Raw genomic sequence first — 13,865 nt, forward strand, 5'->3', positions numbered from 1 at the left:
TTGCCTTATTATCAAAGGAGAAGGAGTTATGTCAAAGATTACAAAAGATGAACTGATTGAACAAATCAAAGACGGCATCATTGTTTCTTGTCAAGCTCTCCCTCATGAACCGCTCTATACAGAAGCAGGAGGAGTCATTCCTCTCTTAGTCAAAGCGGCTGAGCAGGGTGGAGCCGTAGGAATCCGAGCCAATAGTGTCCGGGATATCAAGGAAATCAAGGAAGTGACCAAGTTACCGATCATTGGGATTATCAAACGCGATTACCCACCCGAAGAACCCTTTATCACGGCTACTATGAAAGAAGTCGATGAGTTGGCAGTTTTGGATATCGCGGTCATTGCTCTTGATTGTACCAAACGGCCGCGTCATGATGGGCTTTCGATTAGTGACTTTATCCATCAAGTCAAAGAGAAATATCCAGACCAACTCTTGATGGCTGATATTTCGACTCTGGAAGAAGGATTGACTGCTGTCGAAGCAGGAGTGGACTTTGTCGGAACAACCCTTTCGGGCTATACGGACTACAGTCCAAAGGTTGATGGTCCAGATTTTGAACTGATCCATCGCCTCTGCCAAGCAGGAGTGGATGTCATCGCAGAAGGTAAGATCCACTATCCGGATCAGGCCAAGAAAATCCATGATCTCGGGGTTCGCGGCATCGTTGTAGGTGGTGCCATTACTCGACCAAAAGAGATTACAGAGCGCTTTGTCGCAGCCTTAAAATGAGAAAACAAAACAGTAGATTGAAGGAGGAGGAGACCGAATAGAGAGTAGTCGAATCTGAAACAAGAATAGGCGTCCTCATTGAGGATAACCCCCTGTAAGAGTAATCTTACCGCAATTGTGAGGAGAAATCACATGAAAATGAAAAAAGTATTGTGCTCGTTGGCAGCTGGTGCAGCTCTTCTAGCACTCGCAGCTTGTGGCTCTGGCGGAGGATCAAAATCAGAATCTTCTGGAGGAAATTCTGGTAAAACAGAAATTACCTGGTGGGCATTCCCAGTCTTTACTCAAGAAAAAGCAGAAGATGGTGTCGGAACCTACGAAAAATCTATTATCGAAGCCTTTGAAAAAGCAAATCCAGATATTAAAGTGAAGTTGGAAACCATTGACTTCAAATCTGGTCCTGAAAAAATCACGACAGCAATCGAAGCTGGAACTGCTCCAGATGTGCTCTTTGATGCACCAGGGCGGATCATCCAATACGGTAAAAATGGAAAGTTGGCAGACTTGAACGATTTGTTCACTGATGATTTCGTAAAAGATGTCAACAACGACAATATCATCCAAGCTAGTAAAGCTGGAGACACTGCTTACATGTATCCAATCAGTTCTGCACCATTCTACATGGCCATGAACAAGAAAATGTTGGAAGATGCTGGGGTTCTAGACCTTGTCAAAGAAGGCTGGACAACTGATGATTTTGAAAAAGTCTTGAAAGCCTTAAAAGATAAAGGTTACACACCAGGATCCCTCTTCAGTAATGGTCAAGGTGGAGACCAAGGAACTCGTGCTTTCATTGCCAACCTTTACGGTGGTTCTGTTACAGATGAAAAAGTAACTAAATATACAACAGATGATCCTAAATTCGTCAAAGGTTTGGACAAGGCGTCTAAATGGATTAAAGACGGTTTGATGATGAACGGCTCTCAATTCGATGGTTCGGCAGACATCCAAAACTTTGCGAATGGTCAAACTTCTTACACTATCTTGTGGGCACCAGGTCAAAAGGGTATTCAAGCTAAATTATTGGATGCAAGCAAGGTTGAAGTAGTAGAAGTGCCATTCCCATCTGACTCAGGCAAGCCAAAATTGGAATACCTTGTCAATGGATTTGCAGTCTTCAATAATAAAGATGAAAAGAAAATTGCTGCTGCTAAGAAATTTGTACAGTTCATCGCAGACGACAAAGAATGGGGTCCAAAAGATGTTGTGCGTACAGGAGCCTTCCCAGTTCGTAGTTCATTTGGTAAGTTGTACGATGACAAACGGATGGAAACCATCAGCACATGGACAAAATACTACTCACCATACTACAACACGATCGACGGTTTTGCAGAAATGCGGACCCTATGGTTCCCAATGTTGCAATCTGTTTCAAACGGGGATGAAAAAGCAGAACCAGCTTTGAAGACCTTTACTGAAAAAGCAAACGAAACGATCAAGAAAAAATAATCAGTCTATGAAGCAAATCTAAGTCTTTCATAGAAATGAGAATATGCAGGCCCCTTCGAATCCGTAGCTCTCTATTTGGAATGGAACGAAGGGGTCTTCATTCTTTCTGAATCTTCTTTTCTTAAATCGTAAGATATGTTTAGAAAAGAAAATAGAAAAAGAACACTAGGAGGTGCCTTGCTGTGAAGGTAAACAAAATCCGAATGAGGGAGACACTCGTTTCCTACGCATTCCTAGCACCCATTTTAATCTTCTTTACGGTCTTTGTCCTAGCACCCATGATTATGGGCTTTGTGACAAGTTTCTTCAACTATTCTATGACATCCTTTAAGTTTGTCGGTTTAGAAAATTATTCCCGCATGTTTGCGGATAAGGTCTTTATCAAGTCCTTGATCAATACCGTCATCATCGTTATTGGATCCGTTCCAATCGTCGTATTGTTCTCCTTATTTGTGGCTTCTCAGACCTATCATCAAAATGCGATTGCGCGTTCCTTCTACCGTTTCGTTTTCTTCCTTCCAGTTGTTACAGGGAGTGTAGCGGTAACGGTTGTGTGGAAATGGATCTATGATCCACTATCAGGGATTTTGAACTTTGTATTGAAATCTGGACATGTCATCAACCAAAACATTTCTTGGTTGGGGGACAAACACTGGGCTTTGATGGCCATCATCATTATTTTGTTGACCACTTCAGTTGGTCAACCGATCATCCTCTACATCGCTGCTATGGGAAATATTGATAATTCACTTGTAGAAGCCGCGCGTGTGGATGGTGCAACAGAACTGCAAGTTTTCTGGAAAATCAAATGGCCAAGCCTATTGCCAACAACCTTGTACATTGCGATCATTACGACCATTAACTCTTTCCAATGTTTCGCCTTGATCCAATTGTTGACATCAGGAGGTCCTAACTACTCAACGAGTACCCTCATGTACTACCTCTATGAAAAAGCCTTTAAACTCTCTGAATACGGTTATGCCAACACCATGGGTGTCTTCCTTGCGGTGATGATTGCCATTATCAGCTTTGCGCAATTCAAGATCCTTGGAAACGACGTAGAATACTAAAGAAAGGAGCCTCAGATGAAACCAACACAAAAGAAACCCATCACTGCCTTTACAGTGATTTCAACGATCATTTTGCTCCTTTTAACAGTCTTGTTCATTTTCCCATTTTATTGGATTTTGACAGGGGCATTTAAATCTCAGCCAGACACCATTATGATCCCACCTCAATGGTGGCCAAAGACACCAACCATGGAAAACTTCCAGCAGTTGATGGTACAAAACCCAGCCCTACAATGGTTGTGGAATAGTGTCTTCATCTCCCTTGCAACCATGCTTTTGGTGTGTATGACCTCTTCCTTGGCAGGTTATGTCTTGGCTAAGAAACGCTTCTATGGGCAACGAATTCTCTTTGCCATCTTCATTGCAGCTATGGCCCTTCCGAAACAAGTTGTCTTAGTTCCATTGGTACGGATTATTAACTTTATGGGGATTCATGATACCCTTGCAGCGGTTATTCTACCATTGGTTGGATGGCCATTCGGGGTCTTCTTGATGAAGCAATTTAGTGAAAACATCCCAACAGAACTCTTAGAATCTGCTAAGATCGATGGTTGTGGAGAGTTACGAACTTTCTGGAGCGTTGCCTTCCCAATTGTCAAGCCGGGATTTGCAGCCCTTGCCATCTTTACCTTTATCAACACCTGGAACGACTACTTTATGCAATTGGTAATGCTGACTTCTCGTCAAAACCTGACCATTTCCTTAGGGGTAGCAACCATGCAGGCCGAAATGGCCACCAACTATGGCTTGATCATGGCTGGGGCAGCCCTAGCTGCAGTGCCAATCGTTACGGTCTTCCTGGTCTTCCAAAAATCCTTCACACAAGGGATTACCATGGGAGCGGTCAAAGGATAAGCCGTCTGCTTGGACAAACGATAGTTGTGTACAGATCGGTTTGCTAGGCTGAGACGTATCGAAAGGATGAGAATATGATATTTGATGATTTAAAAAACATCACCTTTTACAAAGGAATCCACCCCAATCTGGATCAGGCCATTGACTTTCTCTATGAGCATCGGAAGGATTCTTTTGAATTGGGGAGATACGATATTGATGGGGATAAGGTCTTCCTCGTCGTTCAAGAAAATACCCTCAACAAAGCAGAAAATGATCGCTTTGAACACCACAAAAGATATGCCGATTTGCATTTATTGATAGAAGGGCATGAGTTTTCGAGTTATGGATCTCGTGTGACAGGTGAGGCGCTCGCATTTGACGAAGCATCGGACATCGGTTTTGTCCATTGCCAGGAGTCTTATCCGCTTCATCTAGGCTATCATAATTTTGCGATTTTCTTTCCAGGGGAGCCTCACCAACCCAATGGCTATGCAGGGCAAGAAGATATCGTGAAAAAATATCTATTTAAAATTGCGATCGATTAATCACGTTAGAAAGGAGTGCCTATGTCATCTAAGGGGGCAGGATTGATCAAAACCGTTTTTAACACGGACAATGTAGTGATGCGTATCAGTGAGAAGGTTCTCGACTTGGTAACCGTTAATCTTTTATTTGTGCTAAGTTGTTTACCAGTTCTCACGATTGGAATTGCGAAAATTAGTTTGTATCAGACCTTATTTGCCATTAAGCACCAGCGTCGAGTTCCGGTGATTCGTAGTTATGCGAAGGCTTTTCGGGACAATTGGAAAATAGGCTTGCAACTAGGAAGTTTAGAACTGATTGTTGCAGGTATTTGTCTCTTTGATTTATTCTTATTTTGGGGGCAAACTTCCCTAGCTTTCCAAGCTTTGAAAACCATTTGTTTAGGCCTCTTTCTCTTTCTTGTGTTGATCTTATTGGCTGCTTATCCGATTGCGGCTCGCTACCAATTGGATTGGAAAGAGTGTTTGCAAAAAGCCATGATTGTGACAGGCTTACATTTTCCTTGGTTCTTTGTCATGGGAAGTGCTCTCTTGCTTCTATGTATGGCTCTTGCAAGCTCAGTTTTAGCTTTCCTATTGGGGCTCATGATCTTTTTCTTGTTCGGCTTTTCAAGCTTGGCTTTTGCACAAGTTGGATTAATGGAAAAGATTTTCGCCCAGTACCAAGAATAAAATGAATTTATTAGTGACAAAAGGAGAAAAAATGTCAGATTTAAAAAAATATGAAGGAGTCATCCCCGCTTTTTATGCCTGCTATGATGACCAAGGAGAAATTAGCCCGGAGCGGGTACGTGCGCTGGTAGAATATTTTATCGCGAAAGGTGTGCAGGGCTTGTATGTCAACGGATCCTCTGGCGAATGTATCTACCAGAGCGTGGCCGATCGCAAGCTGATCTTGGAAGAAGTGATGGCAGTAGCTAAAGGGAAATTGACCATCATTGCTCACGTAGCCTGCAACAACACCAAGGATAGCGTGGAATTGGCACGACATGCAGAAGAACTAGGGGTGGATGCCATTGCGGCCATTCCGCCGATCTATTTCCGCTTGCCAGAATACAGTGTAGCCCACTACTGGAATGAAATCAGTGCAGCCGCACCCAATACAGACTTTGTCATCTACAATATCCCGCAATTGGCAGGGGTCGCTTTGACACCGAGTCTTTACAAGGAAATGTTGAAAAATCCACGGGTGATTGGGGTCAAGAATTCTTCGATGCCTGTTCAGGACATTCAAACCTTTGCTTCTTTAGGAGGCGACGACCATATCGTCTTTAATGGCCCAGATGAACAATTCTTAGGTGGCCGTCTCATGGGAGCGCATGCTGGGATCGGTGGCACCTATGGTGCGATGCCAGAGCTCTTCTTGAAGCTCAATCAGCTGATTGCTGAGAAAGATTTAGAGACTGCGCGTGCCTTGCAGTTTGCTATTAATGACATTATCGGAGTCTTGACGTCTGCTCATGGCAATATGTATGCGGTCATCAAAGCGGTTTTGCGCATCAATGAAGGTTTGGACTTGGGATCTGTTCGCTCCCCTTTGACGCCAGTAGTAGAAGCGGATCAAGAAGTGATTCAACGTGCTGCTCAACTCATTCAGGACACAAAAGCCAGATTCCTTTGATCAAAGGAGGTCTAGATGAATCCATATGTTGTAATTGATATCGGAGGGACCAGTATCAAGTATGGTCTAGCCGATGCAAAAGGGCAACTCTTAGAGACCCATGAAATGCCAACGGAGGCCCAAAAAGGAGGACCTCACATTCTTAACACAACAAAGGAAATCGTAGCCCGTTATTTGAAGAAGCATCCTTTGGCAGGGGTTGCGATTTCTTCGGCTGGAATGGTTGATCCTGATAAGGGAGAAATCTTTTATGCTGGCCCACAAATTCCCAACTATGCAGGCACCCAATTCAAAAAGGAAATCGAAGAGACCTTTCAGATCCCTTGCGAGATTGAAAATGATGTCAACTGTGCCGGTCTCGCAGAGGTCACTACAGGTCATGCAAAAGGATCGAACAATGCTGTTTGCCTGACGATTGGGACAGGGATTGGCGGTTGCCTCTTGCTTGATGGTCAGGTCTTTCATGGTTTTAGCAATTCAGCTTGTGAGGTTGGCTATCTTCATTTGCCAGACGGTGCCTTTCAGGATTTAGCTTCGACGACGGCTTTGGTCGAGTATGTGGCAGAACATCATGGTGATCCTGTGGAACAGTGGAATGGTCGCCGGATCTTCAAGCAGGCAACGGAAGGAGATAAAATCTGTATGGCTGGAATTGATCGGATGGTGACCTACCTTGGAAAAGGACTGGCCAATATCGCCTATGTGGTCAATCCAGAGGTCATCGTTCTTGGAGGGGGGATTATGGCCCAGGAAGCGATCCTGAAACCTAAAATCTATCAAACGCTGTGTGCCGAACTGGTTCCTAGCCTAGCAGATAAGATCCGTTTGGAATTTGCCCACCACCAAAACGCTGCGGGTATGTTGGGGGCCTACTACCACTTTAGACAAAAACATGGAACATAAAACAAGTCGCGCTGGCGACTTGTTTTTGATTCATCAAAAAAAGCATGAAAGATGAAGAAAACCTGATCTTTTATGCTTTTTAAATAGGGAGACCATATTAAGATTTTCGAGAACGTTGAGCAGAAAGCTTTTTGTTTTCCCAGTAGCTATTAAAGACAATTTCCTTTTGTTCTCGGCTTTTATTAAGGAAATGAGCATAGATCAAATCGACCACAATGAGGAGTGGTAAAATAGCGGAGATTCGATCGATATAGGTATTACTAGGAAGAGGTGCGGCCGGTAACACTTCTGTGAATCCTTGGTGGATGGCAGCCGGGTTAGCGGTCACAAGAACCGTTTTAGCCCCTTTTGCTTTGGCGTCCAGGAGACTGTCTGTAATGGAGTTGGTGCCTCCTGACAATGAGAAACCGATGACTAAACAAGAGGAATCGAGAATACTGGTCGTCCAAGCAAAGCCATCTTGATCAGTCAGGGCTTCACAAACGACCCCCAGTCGCATAAAGCGCAATTTCATTTCTCGAGCGACTAAACCGGAACTACCGATCCCGAAGAAATAGACTCGGTCTACTTGATCGATTAGTTCAGCTACCCGATCTAATTGGGAATCTTTTACCAGACTTTCAGTGACGTTACTGATATGGTGGTAGCGTTGCAAGACGCTGAGAGTGAGTTCGTCATGCTCTTGCACCTGTTTTTGATTCTTTGTTTCCTCATTAAAATGATAGACAAACTCCCGATAGCCGGAAAAACCACATTTTTGAGAGAAACGCGTTAAAGCTGCCTTTGAGACATGGAGTAGCTCAGTTACACGAGAAGAGGACAGGGAGTGCTGTCGTGCTTCGGATGATAAAAAATATTGGGCAATGTCGCGTTCCATATCCGTTAACTCAGCTTCATGGCTGGCGATAATGGTGCGTAAATCTTGATCTTGTTTCACAGCAATCCTCCTTTCTCACAGGATGAAATAACAGAATGCTCCTATAATATATTACACATTATAACATGGGGACCCGCTTTATTCAAGTAAAAGCAAGTAAGAAATACTGAAACTAGGAACAGGATACAAGAAAAGAAGAGAACGCTACCAATCTTGACAGTAAGGGCTTGTTGGTTGTCCACAATTTTCTGAAAATTCCCGGTCAGGCCTGAACAAACGATATGAATTGTGGTATAATTTAAGATAATTGTACTGTTGTTGGAAGAACAATAGTTGAATAAGGAGGTGTGACGATGTCGAATGCAACACTCGAGATGATGCAAGAGATCGAGCAAGCTGCTCAGGGCGTGGTCGTAGGCTATGAAGCTCAAGTCGATCAAATCCGAACGGATTCGCGCGATCGCCTTGCAACAGTGGCACAGCATTACGATGAGGAAACCAAGCAATTGGTCACAGAGGCAGAAAAAAACGCCCAAGAAAGACTCGTCCGTTTAACGAAAGATCTGGAAGAAACAGTTGCGCGCAATGTTGCCAAGGTACAACAGGCGATGACCGATAAGCGAACTGGGTTAGTTGAAGCCATTGTAGAAAAGGTGGTAGCAAGCTATGGCCGTTAGTCAGATGCAAAAACTGTCCCTCATCTTGCCCAAAGATGACTTGGACAGTCTCCTACTAGCGCTACAGTCTGAGGCGAAAATCCAGATTTATGACCTAAGTGAACAGGAAGAGTGGCAGGCTGCCTTTGAGGCAAATACCTTGTCTCAACCCTTGACAGAGGACAATCATCAAGCCCTGGTAGAGCTGCAAAAACGTCAAGAACAAGTTGAAAAAATGATTCAGACTCTGGAGCCTTACATGCCTGAGAAGAAGGCCCTGCAAGCTCTAAAGGAAGAACCCTTAAGCTTGTCTTTTGATGACTTGCAGGCCCACGGGATGATTCGAGATGAGGATCTTCTATTGACCAAGTTGAAACGCCAATTGCGCGTGTTAGACAAGGCTCGTCAGAAGATTGCGGATGCAAAGGCAGAGATAGAGCGCTTAGAAAAATGGCGACCGTTAGAGGTGACGCCAGCTGCCCTCGCTAATTTTCACTATGTGCATGGCTTGATTGGGACTATCCCAAATAGCGATACAGACGCTGTTCGTTCTTCCTTAAAAGCTCATCCTGAGCTGGAGCTAGAAGAAGTCTTTACGTCTGAAACCGAACACGGCTATGTCATCTTGTATCGCTCGGGAGATCGTGTAGCTGTTCAGGAGCTTCTAGAAGACCATGGGTTCAAAGAATTGGACTATGAAGAAGAGCAGGTCCCGGCCGCCTACTTGGATCGCCTAGAAGGGGAAATCAAAGAGCAAGAAGCTGTAGTTGCAGCAACCCTAGCAGAGTTGCAAAACTCCCAGAAGGAGCTGGACCAGCTCAAGTACCAGATGGATTACTTGCTGAGTTTGGGAGCTCGTGAGGAAGCCAAGTCGCTTCTTGCCAGCACGCAAAGTTTGGTAGCCCTAGAGGGTTGGATTGAAACATCCCAAGTGGCCTCATTGCGAGACTTCTTGCAAGAAGGTTTTGGTTCTCGGGTCTTACTAGAGACGCGCGATGTGACGGAAAAAGATTGGGATGACGTTCCAATCCAGTTGCGAAATAGTGCCTTGGTAGAGCCCTTTGAATTAGTCACAGAGATGTACGCCCTGCCTAAGTATTACGAGAAAGATCCGACACCGATCGTTTCTCTCTTCTACTTTGTTTTCTTTGGCATGATGGTCGCAGATATCGGTTATGGACTGTTGCTAACGGTAGCGACAGGCTTTGCCCTTAAAGCCTTTAAGCTCAAGCCTGGGACAGCAAAGAACCTGCGTTTCTTCAGTCTCCTCGGGATTTCAGTTGCCCTTTGGGGTGTGGTCTATGGCTCTTTCTTTGGATTTGAGATGCCTTTTGCCTTGATCAGTACGACCAGCAACGCCATGACCATCCTGATCCTCTCAGTGGTCTTTGGTTTTGTCACTGTCTTAGTGGGACTGTTCCTAGGGGGAATGAAAAATGTCCGCCTCAAAGACTACACGGAAGCCTATAATGCGGGCTTTGCTTGGGTCTTGATCCTACTTGGTTTAATGCTTCTAGCAGTAGGCAATATCTTGCCAGGGATGAGCATTTTAGTTCCGATTGGCAAGTGGTTAGCTATTTTGAATGCCATTGGGATCTTGATTGTTTCCATTGTCAGCGCCAAGAAGTTGTCCGGTTTAGCCTCTGGTCTCTTTAACCTCTACAATGTTAGTGGCTATGTCGGAGACTTGGTCAGCTTCACCCGTTTGATGGCCTTGGGCTTGTCTGGAGCTAGTATCGGTTCGGCCTTTAACCTTATTGTCAATCTCTTCCCACCGCTTGGACGGTTTACGGTAGGGCTTGTGCTCTTTATCGTCCTACATGCCATTAATATGTTCCTGTCCTTCTTGTCAGGATATGTGCATGGAGCCCGTTTGATCTTTGTGGAGTTCTTCGGTAAGTTCTACGAAGGAGGAGGCAAGCCATTTCGTCCTCTCAAACCTTCTGAACGCTATATTAAAACAAAAAAATAAGTATTATCTTTAATAAATAGGAGTATATTCATGGAATCTTTAGCATCATATTTTTCAGCCCATGGGGGCGCCTTCTTTGCAGCATTTGGTGTGGCGATCGCCGTTGCACTTAGTGGAATGGGATCTGCCCTTGGGGTTGGTAAAACGGGTCAAGCAGCAGCAGCACTCTTGAAAGAACAACCTGAAAAATTTGCCCAAGCCTTGATTTTGCAATTGTTGCCAGGTACACAAGGTTTGTACGGTTTCGTTATCGGGATCTTGATCTGGTTGCAAATTAAGCCAGATATGCCACTTGAAACAGGGGTTGCTTACTTCTTTACAGCTCTTCCAGTTGCGATCGTTGGTTATTTCTCAGCCAAACACCAAGGAAATGTTGCGACAGCAGGGATGCAAATCTTGGCCAAACGCCCTGAAGACATGATGAAAGGGGTTATCCTTGCGGCCATGGTTGAAACCTACGCCATCTTGGCCTTCGTTGTGTCCTTCCTATTGACCCTACGCGTCGGCTAAGAGTTAGCTTTGATGGATTCGCCTTACGAGGCGAAAAACACAAGACGCATGCAATAGGAGAAAAAACGATATGGATGAACAAACCCAATTAAAGGATTCGATCTTGGCCCAAGCCCACGAAAAAGGGCGTAAACTCTTAGAAGAGGCCAAGGAAACCATCCTAAAAGAAGAGACTGCGCAAGAAGAGCGTTTGATCCAAGACAAACTCAATCAACGCTCCGAGCAGCTCAAGCGGATTCAACGTCAATTGCAACGTGAAACCCAACAAATCGAAAATAAAAAACGCCAATCAACCCTTGTCACCAAGCAACGAGTCTTAAAGGATCTCTTTGCAGATGCTTATGAAGCGATGGTGGCTTGGCCCCTTGAAAAGGAAATGCAGTTTGTAGATGCGGTCTTAGATCGCTATCAGGGACAAGTTGTGACCCTGACCTTCGGGGCGGTGAGCGCTGCTAAATTTGATTCAGCAGCTCTCGAGAGATTGAAGCAGACGCATCAGAATGTGACGGTTGCAGATGCAACAATCCCAGCTCAAGCAGGCTTTATCCTGTCGGTTGGGAAGATTGATGACAACTATCTCTACCGTGATTTGGTGGATTCCATTTGGGAGCAAGAAAGCTACCAGATGGCAGCCAGCATTTTCACAGATGAAGAGAACTAGGAGGTTGCAATGAGCGAACGGACCTATTCTCAAGTCAATACAGGAATCAGCGTACGTGAGGCTAGTTTTGTCAGTCCCAGTCAGTTCGAGCAGTTGCTTGCAAGTCCCTCCAGCGAGAGTCGAGAAGGCTTGTTGCAGGGGACGCCTTATGCTTTAGACAGCCACGAGATCAAGGATTTATCAGCTCTTGAAGCCCGCCTGATGGCAGCCTTGTTGGCAGAATACCAATGGGCTTTTGAGGTAAGCCCTCAGTCAGACCTGGTTAGCCTTTTTACCTTGAAATACACCTATCATAATCTCAAGGTTTATCTAAAACACAAGGCGACAGAGCGCAAGTTGGGGCACTTATTGATCCCTATCGGTCCTTATTCTCTCGATGTTCTCGAGCATTTGGTGGCGACCTTTTCTGCGGAGCATTGTCCGGCCTTTATGGCGGAAGAAGTGGCTGCAACCTGGCAAGAATTCCAAGATTATCAGGACTTGCGGGTTCTCGAAATCGGGATGGACTTAGCTTATTTTAAACACCTGCGATACTTAGGGGACAGCCTAGATCACCCGATTCTGAAGCAGTTGGTGGATGTGACCATTGACTTTTACAATGCGATTACGGTCAAGCGGGCCTTGGATCAGCAAAAACCGCATAGTTTTATGCACCAATTACTCTCAGATGAAGGGAGCCTCAGTGCCCATCAGGTGATCGACCTGCTAGAATCGGGTCAGTGGTTGACCTGGTTTTATCAAGTTAATCCGCTAGAGTACGATCTCGCCTTAGAAACTTATGAAGAAAAGATGCGCACCGGTCAATTAAAGACCGTGGAGTTGGAGTATTTAGAGAGTTTGGTGAAATTCAGTCTTCTAGACGCTGGCCGTTTTGAAGTCGATGGACCACTCCCTCTTGTTCGTTATCTTTACGGAAAAGAGTTAGAGGTGACCAACCTTCGTTTGGTCCTCTCTGGTTTGGACAATGGTTTTCCGCTAGCAGACATCAAAGAAAGGATGAGACCGATTTATGGACAAACAGACCTATAAGATCGCCGTTGTGGGTAATCGGGATGCCATCCTTCCTTTTCGACTGATTGGTTTTCAAACCTATCCGGTCACAGAGCCACAAGAAGCGATCAATACCTTGCGAAAACTCAGTCGGGAAAACTTCGGGATTATCTACCTGACAGAGGATATTGCTCAGGCCATTCCAGATACAGTGGCTTTTTACGACCAGCAGCTGACACCGGCTCTGATCCTTATCCCGACCCATAGAGGGACTACGGGACTGGGCCAACAGCGGATTCGTGATAATGTCGAAAAAGCAGTAGGACAGGATATTTTATGAGAACAAATGAATTTGGCCAAGCGATTGGCGATGCACTGCCGGAATTTACACCGGGTCGTCTACCAGCTATTGAGCGGATCGAAGGTCGCTATACCGTGATCGAGCGCCTCTCAAAAGAAAAACATGGAGCAGATCTTTATCAGGTCTACGGGCCGGACTCTCCAGCAGAGATGTGGACTTTTCTGTTCAAAGGCCCTGCCCGCAATGAAGAGGAGTGGGACTACCTATTAGATGATCTCATGACAGCCCAAGGTCGCTTTTACTATGCGATTGTAGACAAAGATTCAGGCAAGGCTTTGGGGACTTTCTCTCTCATGCGGATCGATCAAGCTAATCGGGTGATCGAAGTCGGAGCAGTGACCTACTCACCAGCGCTCCAAAAGACACGCATGGCTACGGAAGCCCAGTATCTGTTAGCGCGCTACGTGTTTGAAGATTTAGGCTACCGCCGCTATGAGTGGAAATGCGATGCCTTAAACCAAGCATCTCGCAAAGCAGCTGAGCGCTTAGGGTTTACCTATGAAGGCTGTTTCCGTCAGGCTGTTGTTTATAAAGGTCGTACCCGCGATACAGACTGGTTGTCTATCATTGACCAAGAATGGCCAGCTATCAAACAGCGACTAGAAGCTTGGTTGGATCCAAGCAATTTCGATGCCAATGGCCAACAAAAGCAAGCTCTAAGAGAGATAGCGCACAAGTAAAACAAAGAA

Annotated in this window: 16 protein-coding genes; 15 read left to right on the plus strand and 1 reads right to left on the minus strand. The window is 45.1% G+C overall.

Annotation, left to right across the window (positions count from 1 at the left end):
* The first annotated feature begins 28 nt into the window (after nucleotides 1-28).
* The 8 genes from O3602_RS06670 (at nucleotide 29) to O3602_RS06705 (ending at nucleotide 7,149) form a co-directional block, all read left to right on the plus strand.
* Nucleotides 29-727, plus strand: a complete 699-nt coding sequence (locus tag O3602_RS06670) for an N-acetylmannosamine-6-phosphate 2-epimerase (RefSeq protein WP_003014058.1) — start codon at nucleotides 29-31, stop codon at nucleotides 725-727.
* Between the two features lie 132 nt (nucleotides 728-859).
* Nucleotides 860-2,176, plus strand: coding sequence for an extracellular solute-binding protein (locus O3602_RS06675; protein ID WP_003013896.1), 1,317 nt, complete (start codon nucleotides 860-862; stop codon nucleotides 2,174-2,176).
* A gap of 182 nt (nucleotides 2,177-2,358) precedes the next feature.
* Nucleotides 2,359-3,246, plus strand: coding sequence for a carbohydrate ABC transporter permease (locus O3602_RS06680; protein WP_003014045.1), 888 nt, complete (start codon nucleotides 2,359-2,361; stop codon nucleotides 3,244-3,246).
* A 15-nt stretch (nucleotides 3,247-3,261) separates the two neighbouring features.
* Nucleotides 3,262-4,101: a carbohydrate ABC transporter permease gene (locus O3602_RS06685; RefSeq protein WP_003002334.1), complete on the plus strand. Its 840-nt coding sequence runs from the start codon at nucleotides 3,262-3,264 to the stop codon at nucleotides 4,099-4,101.
* Nucleotides 4,102-4,175: 74 nt separating this feature from the next.
* On the plus strand, nucleotides 4,176-4,628 hold the full coding sequence (locus O3602_RS06690; RefSeq protein WP_003013966.1) for a YhcH/YjgK/YiaL family protein: 453 nt from the start codon (nucleotides 4,176-4,178) through the stop codon (nucleotides 4,626-4,628).
* A 21-nt stretch (nucleotides 4,629-4,649) separates the two neighbouring features.
* Nucleotides 4,650-5,297, plus strand: coding sequence for a YesL family protein (locus O3602_RS06695; RefSeq protein ID WP_003009419.1), 648 nt, complete (start codon nucleotides 4,650-4,652; stop codon nucleotides 5,295-5,297).
* 31 nt (nucleotides 5,298-5,328) lie between these two features.
* A complete protein-coding gene (locus O3602_RS06700; protein WP_037608222.1) occupies nucleotides 5,329-6,246 on the plus strand; it encodes a dihydrodipicolinate synthase family protein in 918 nt (305 codons plus the stop codon).
* A gap of 15 nt (nucleotides 6,247-6,261) precedes the next feature.
* Nucleotides 6,262-7,149: an ROK family protein gene (locus tag O3602_RS06705; RefSeq protein ID WP_151379332.1), complete on the plus strand. Its 888-nt coding sequence runs from the start codon at nucleotides 6,262-6,264 to the stop codon at nucleotides 7,147-7,149.
* 97 nt (nucleotides 7,150-7,246) lie between these two features.
* Here O3602_RS06705 and O3602_RS06710 read toward each other — a convergent pair whose 3' ends face one another.
* Nucleotides 7,247-8,086: a MurR/RpiR family transcriptional regulator gene (locus O3602_RS06710; protein ID WP_371611401.1), complete on the minus strand. Its 840-nt coding sequence runs from the start codon at nucleotides 8,084-8,086 to the stop codon at nucleotides 7,247-7,249.
* Nucleotides 8,087-8,379: 293 nt separating this feature from the next.
* Here O3602_RS06710 and O3602_RS06715 point away from each other — a divergent pair, with 293 nt between their 5' ends.
* The 7 genes from O3602_RS06715 to O3602_RS06745 all read left to right on the plus strand — a co-directional run bounded on the left by O3602_RS06715 (nucleotide 8,380) and on the right by O3602_RS06745 (nucleotide 13,856).
* The gene (locus O3602_RS06715) at nucleotides 8,380-8,703 is read left to right on the plus strand and encodes a hypothetical protein (RefSeq protein ID WP_371611402.1); all 324 of its coding nucleotides are present in this window, start codon (nucleotides 8,380-8,382) and stop codon (nucleotides 8,701-8,703) included.
* Nucleotides 8,693-10,654, plus strand: a complete 1,962-nt coding sequence (locus tag O3602_RS06720; protein ID WP_371611403.1) for a V-type ATP synthase subunit I — start codon at nucleotides 8,693-8,695, stop codon at nucleotides 10,652-10,654. The genes O3602_RS06715 and O3602_RS06720 overlap by 11 nt, the downstream gene beginning before the upstream one ends.
* Before the next feature lie 30 nt (nucleotides 10,655-10,684).
* The gene (locus tag O3602_RS06725; RefSeq protein WP_003009435.1) at nucleotides 10,685-11,164 is read left to right on the plus strand and encodes a V-type ATP synthase subunit K; all 480 of its coding nucleotides are present in this window, start codon (nucleotides 10,685-10,687) and stop codon (nucleotides 11,162-11,164) included.
* A 70-nt stretch (nucleotides 11,165-11,234) separates the two neighbouring features.
* The gene (locus O3602_RS06730; protein WP_004219592.1) at nucleotides 11,235-11,825 is read left to right on the plus strand and encodes a hypothetical protein; all 591 of its coding nucleotides are present in this window, start codon (nucleotides 11,235-11,237) and stop codon (nucleotides 11,823-11,825) included.
* 9 nt (nucleotides 11,826-11,834) lie between these two features.
* A complete protein-coding gene (locus tag O3602_RS06735; protein WP_371611404.1) occupies nucleotides 11,835-12,854 on the plus strand; it encodes a V-type ATPase subunit in 1,020 nt (339 codons plus the stop codon).
* Nucleotides 12,835-13,155 carry a V-type ATP synthase subunit F gene (locus O3602_RS06740; protein WP_003009443.1) on the plus strand — a complete coding sequence of 107 codons (321 nt, stop codon included), beginning with the start codon at nucleotides 12,835-12,837 and terminating at the stop codon, nucleotides 13,153-13,155. The genes O3602_RS06735 and O3602_RS06740 overlap by 20 nt, the downstream gene beginning before the upstream one ends.
* On the plus strand, nucleotides 13,152-13,856 hold the full coding sequence (locus O3602_RS06745) for a GNAT family N-acetyltransferase (protein WP_371611405.1): 705 nt from the start codon (nucleotides 13,152-13,154) through the stop codon (nucleotides 13,854-13,856). Before O3602_RS06740 ends, O3602_RS06745 begins: the two co-directional genes overlap by 4 nt.
* Nucleotides 13,857-13,865: the final 9 nt, after the last annotated feature.

Origin of the sequence: Streptococcus sp. 27098_8_186 (assembly GCF_041432055.1) — a bacterium.
In the GTDB taxonomy this organism is placed as follows: domain Bacteria; phylum Bacillota; class Bacilli; order Lactobacillales; family Streptococcaceae; genus Streptococcus; species Streptococcus dentalis.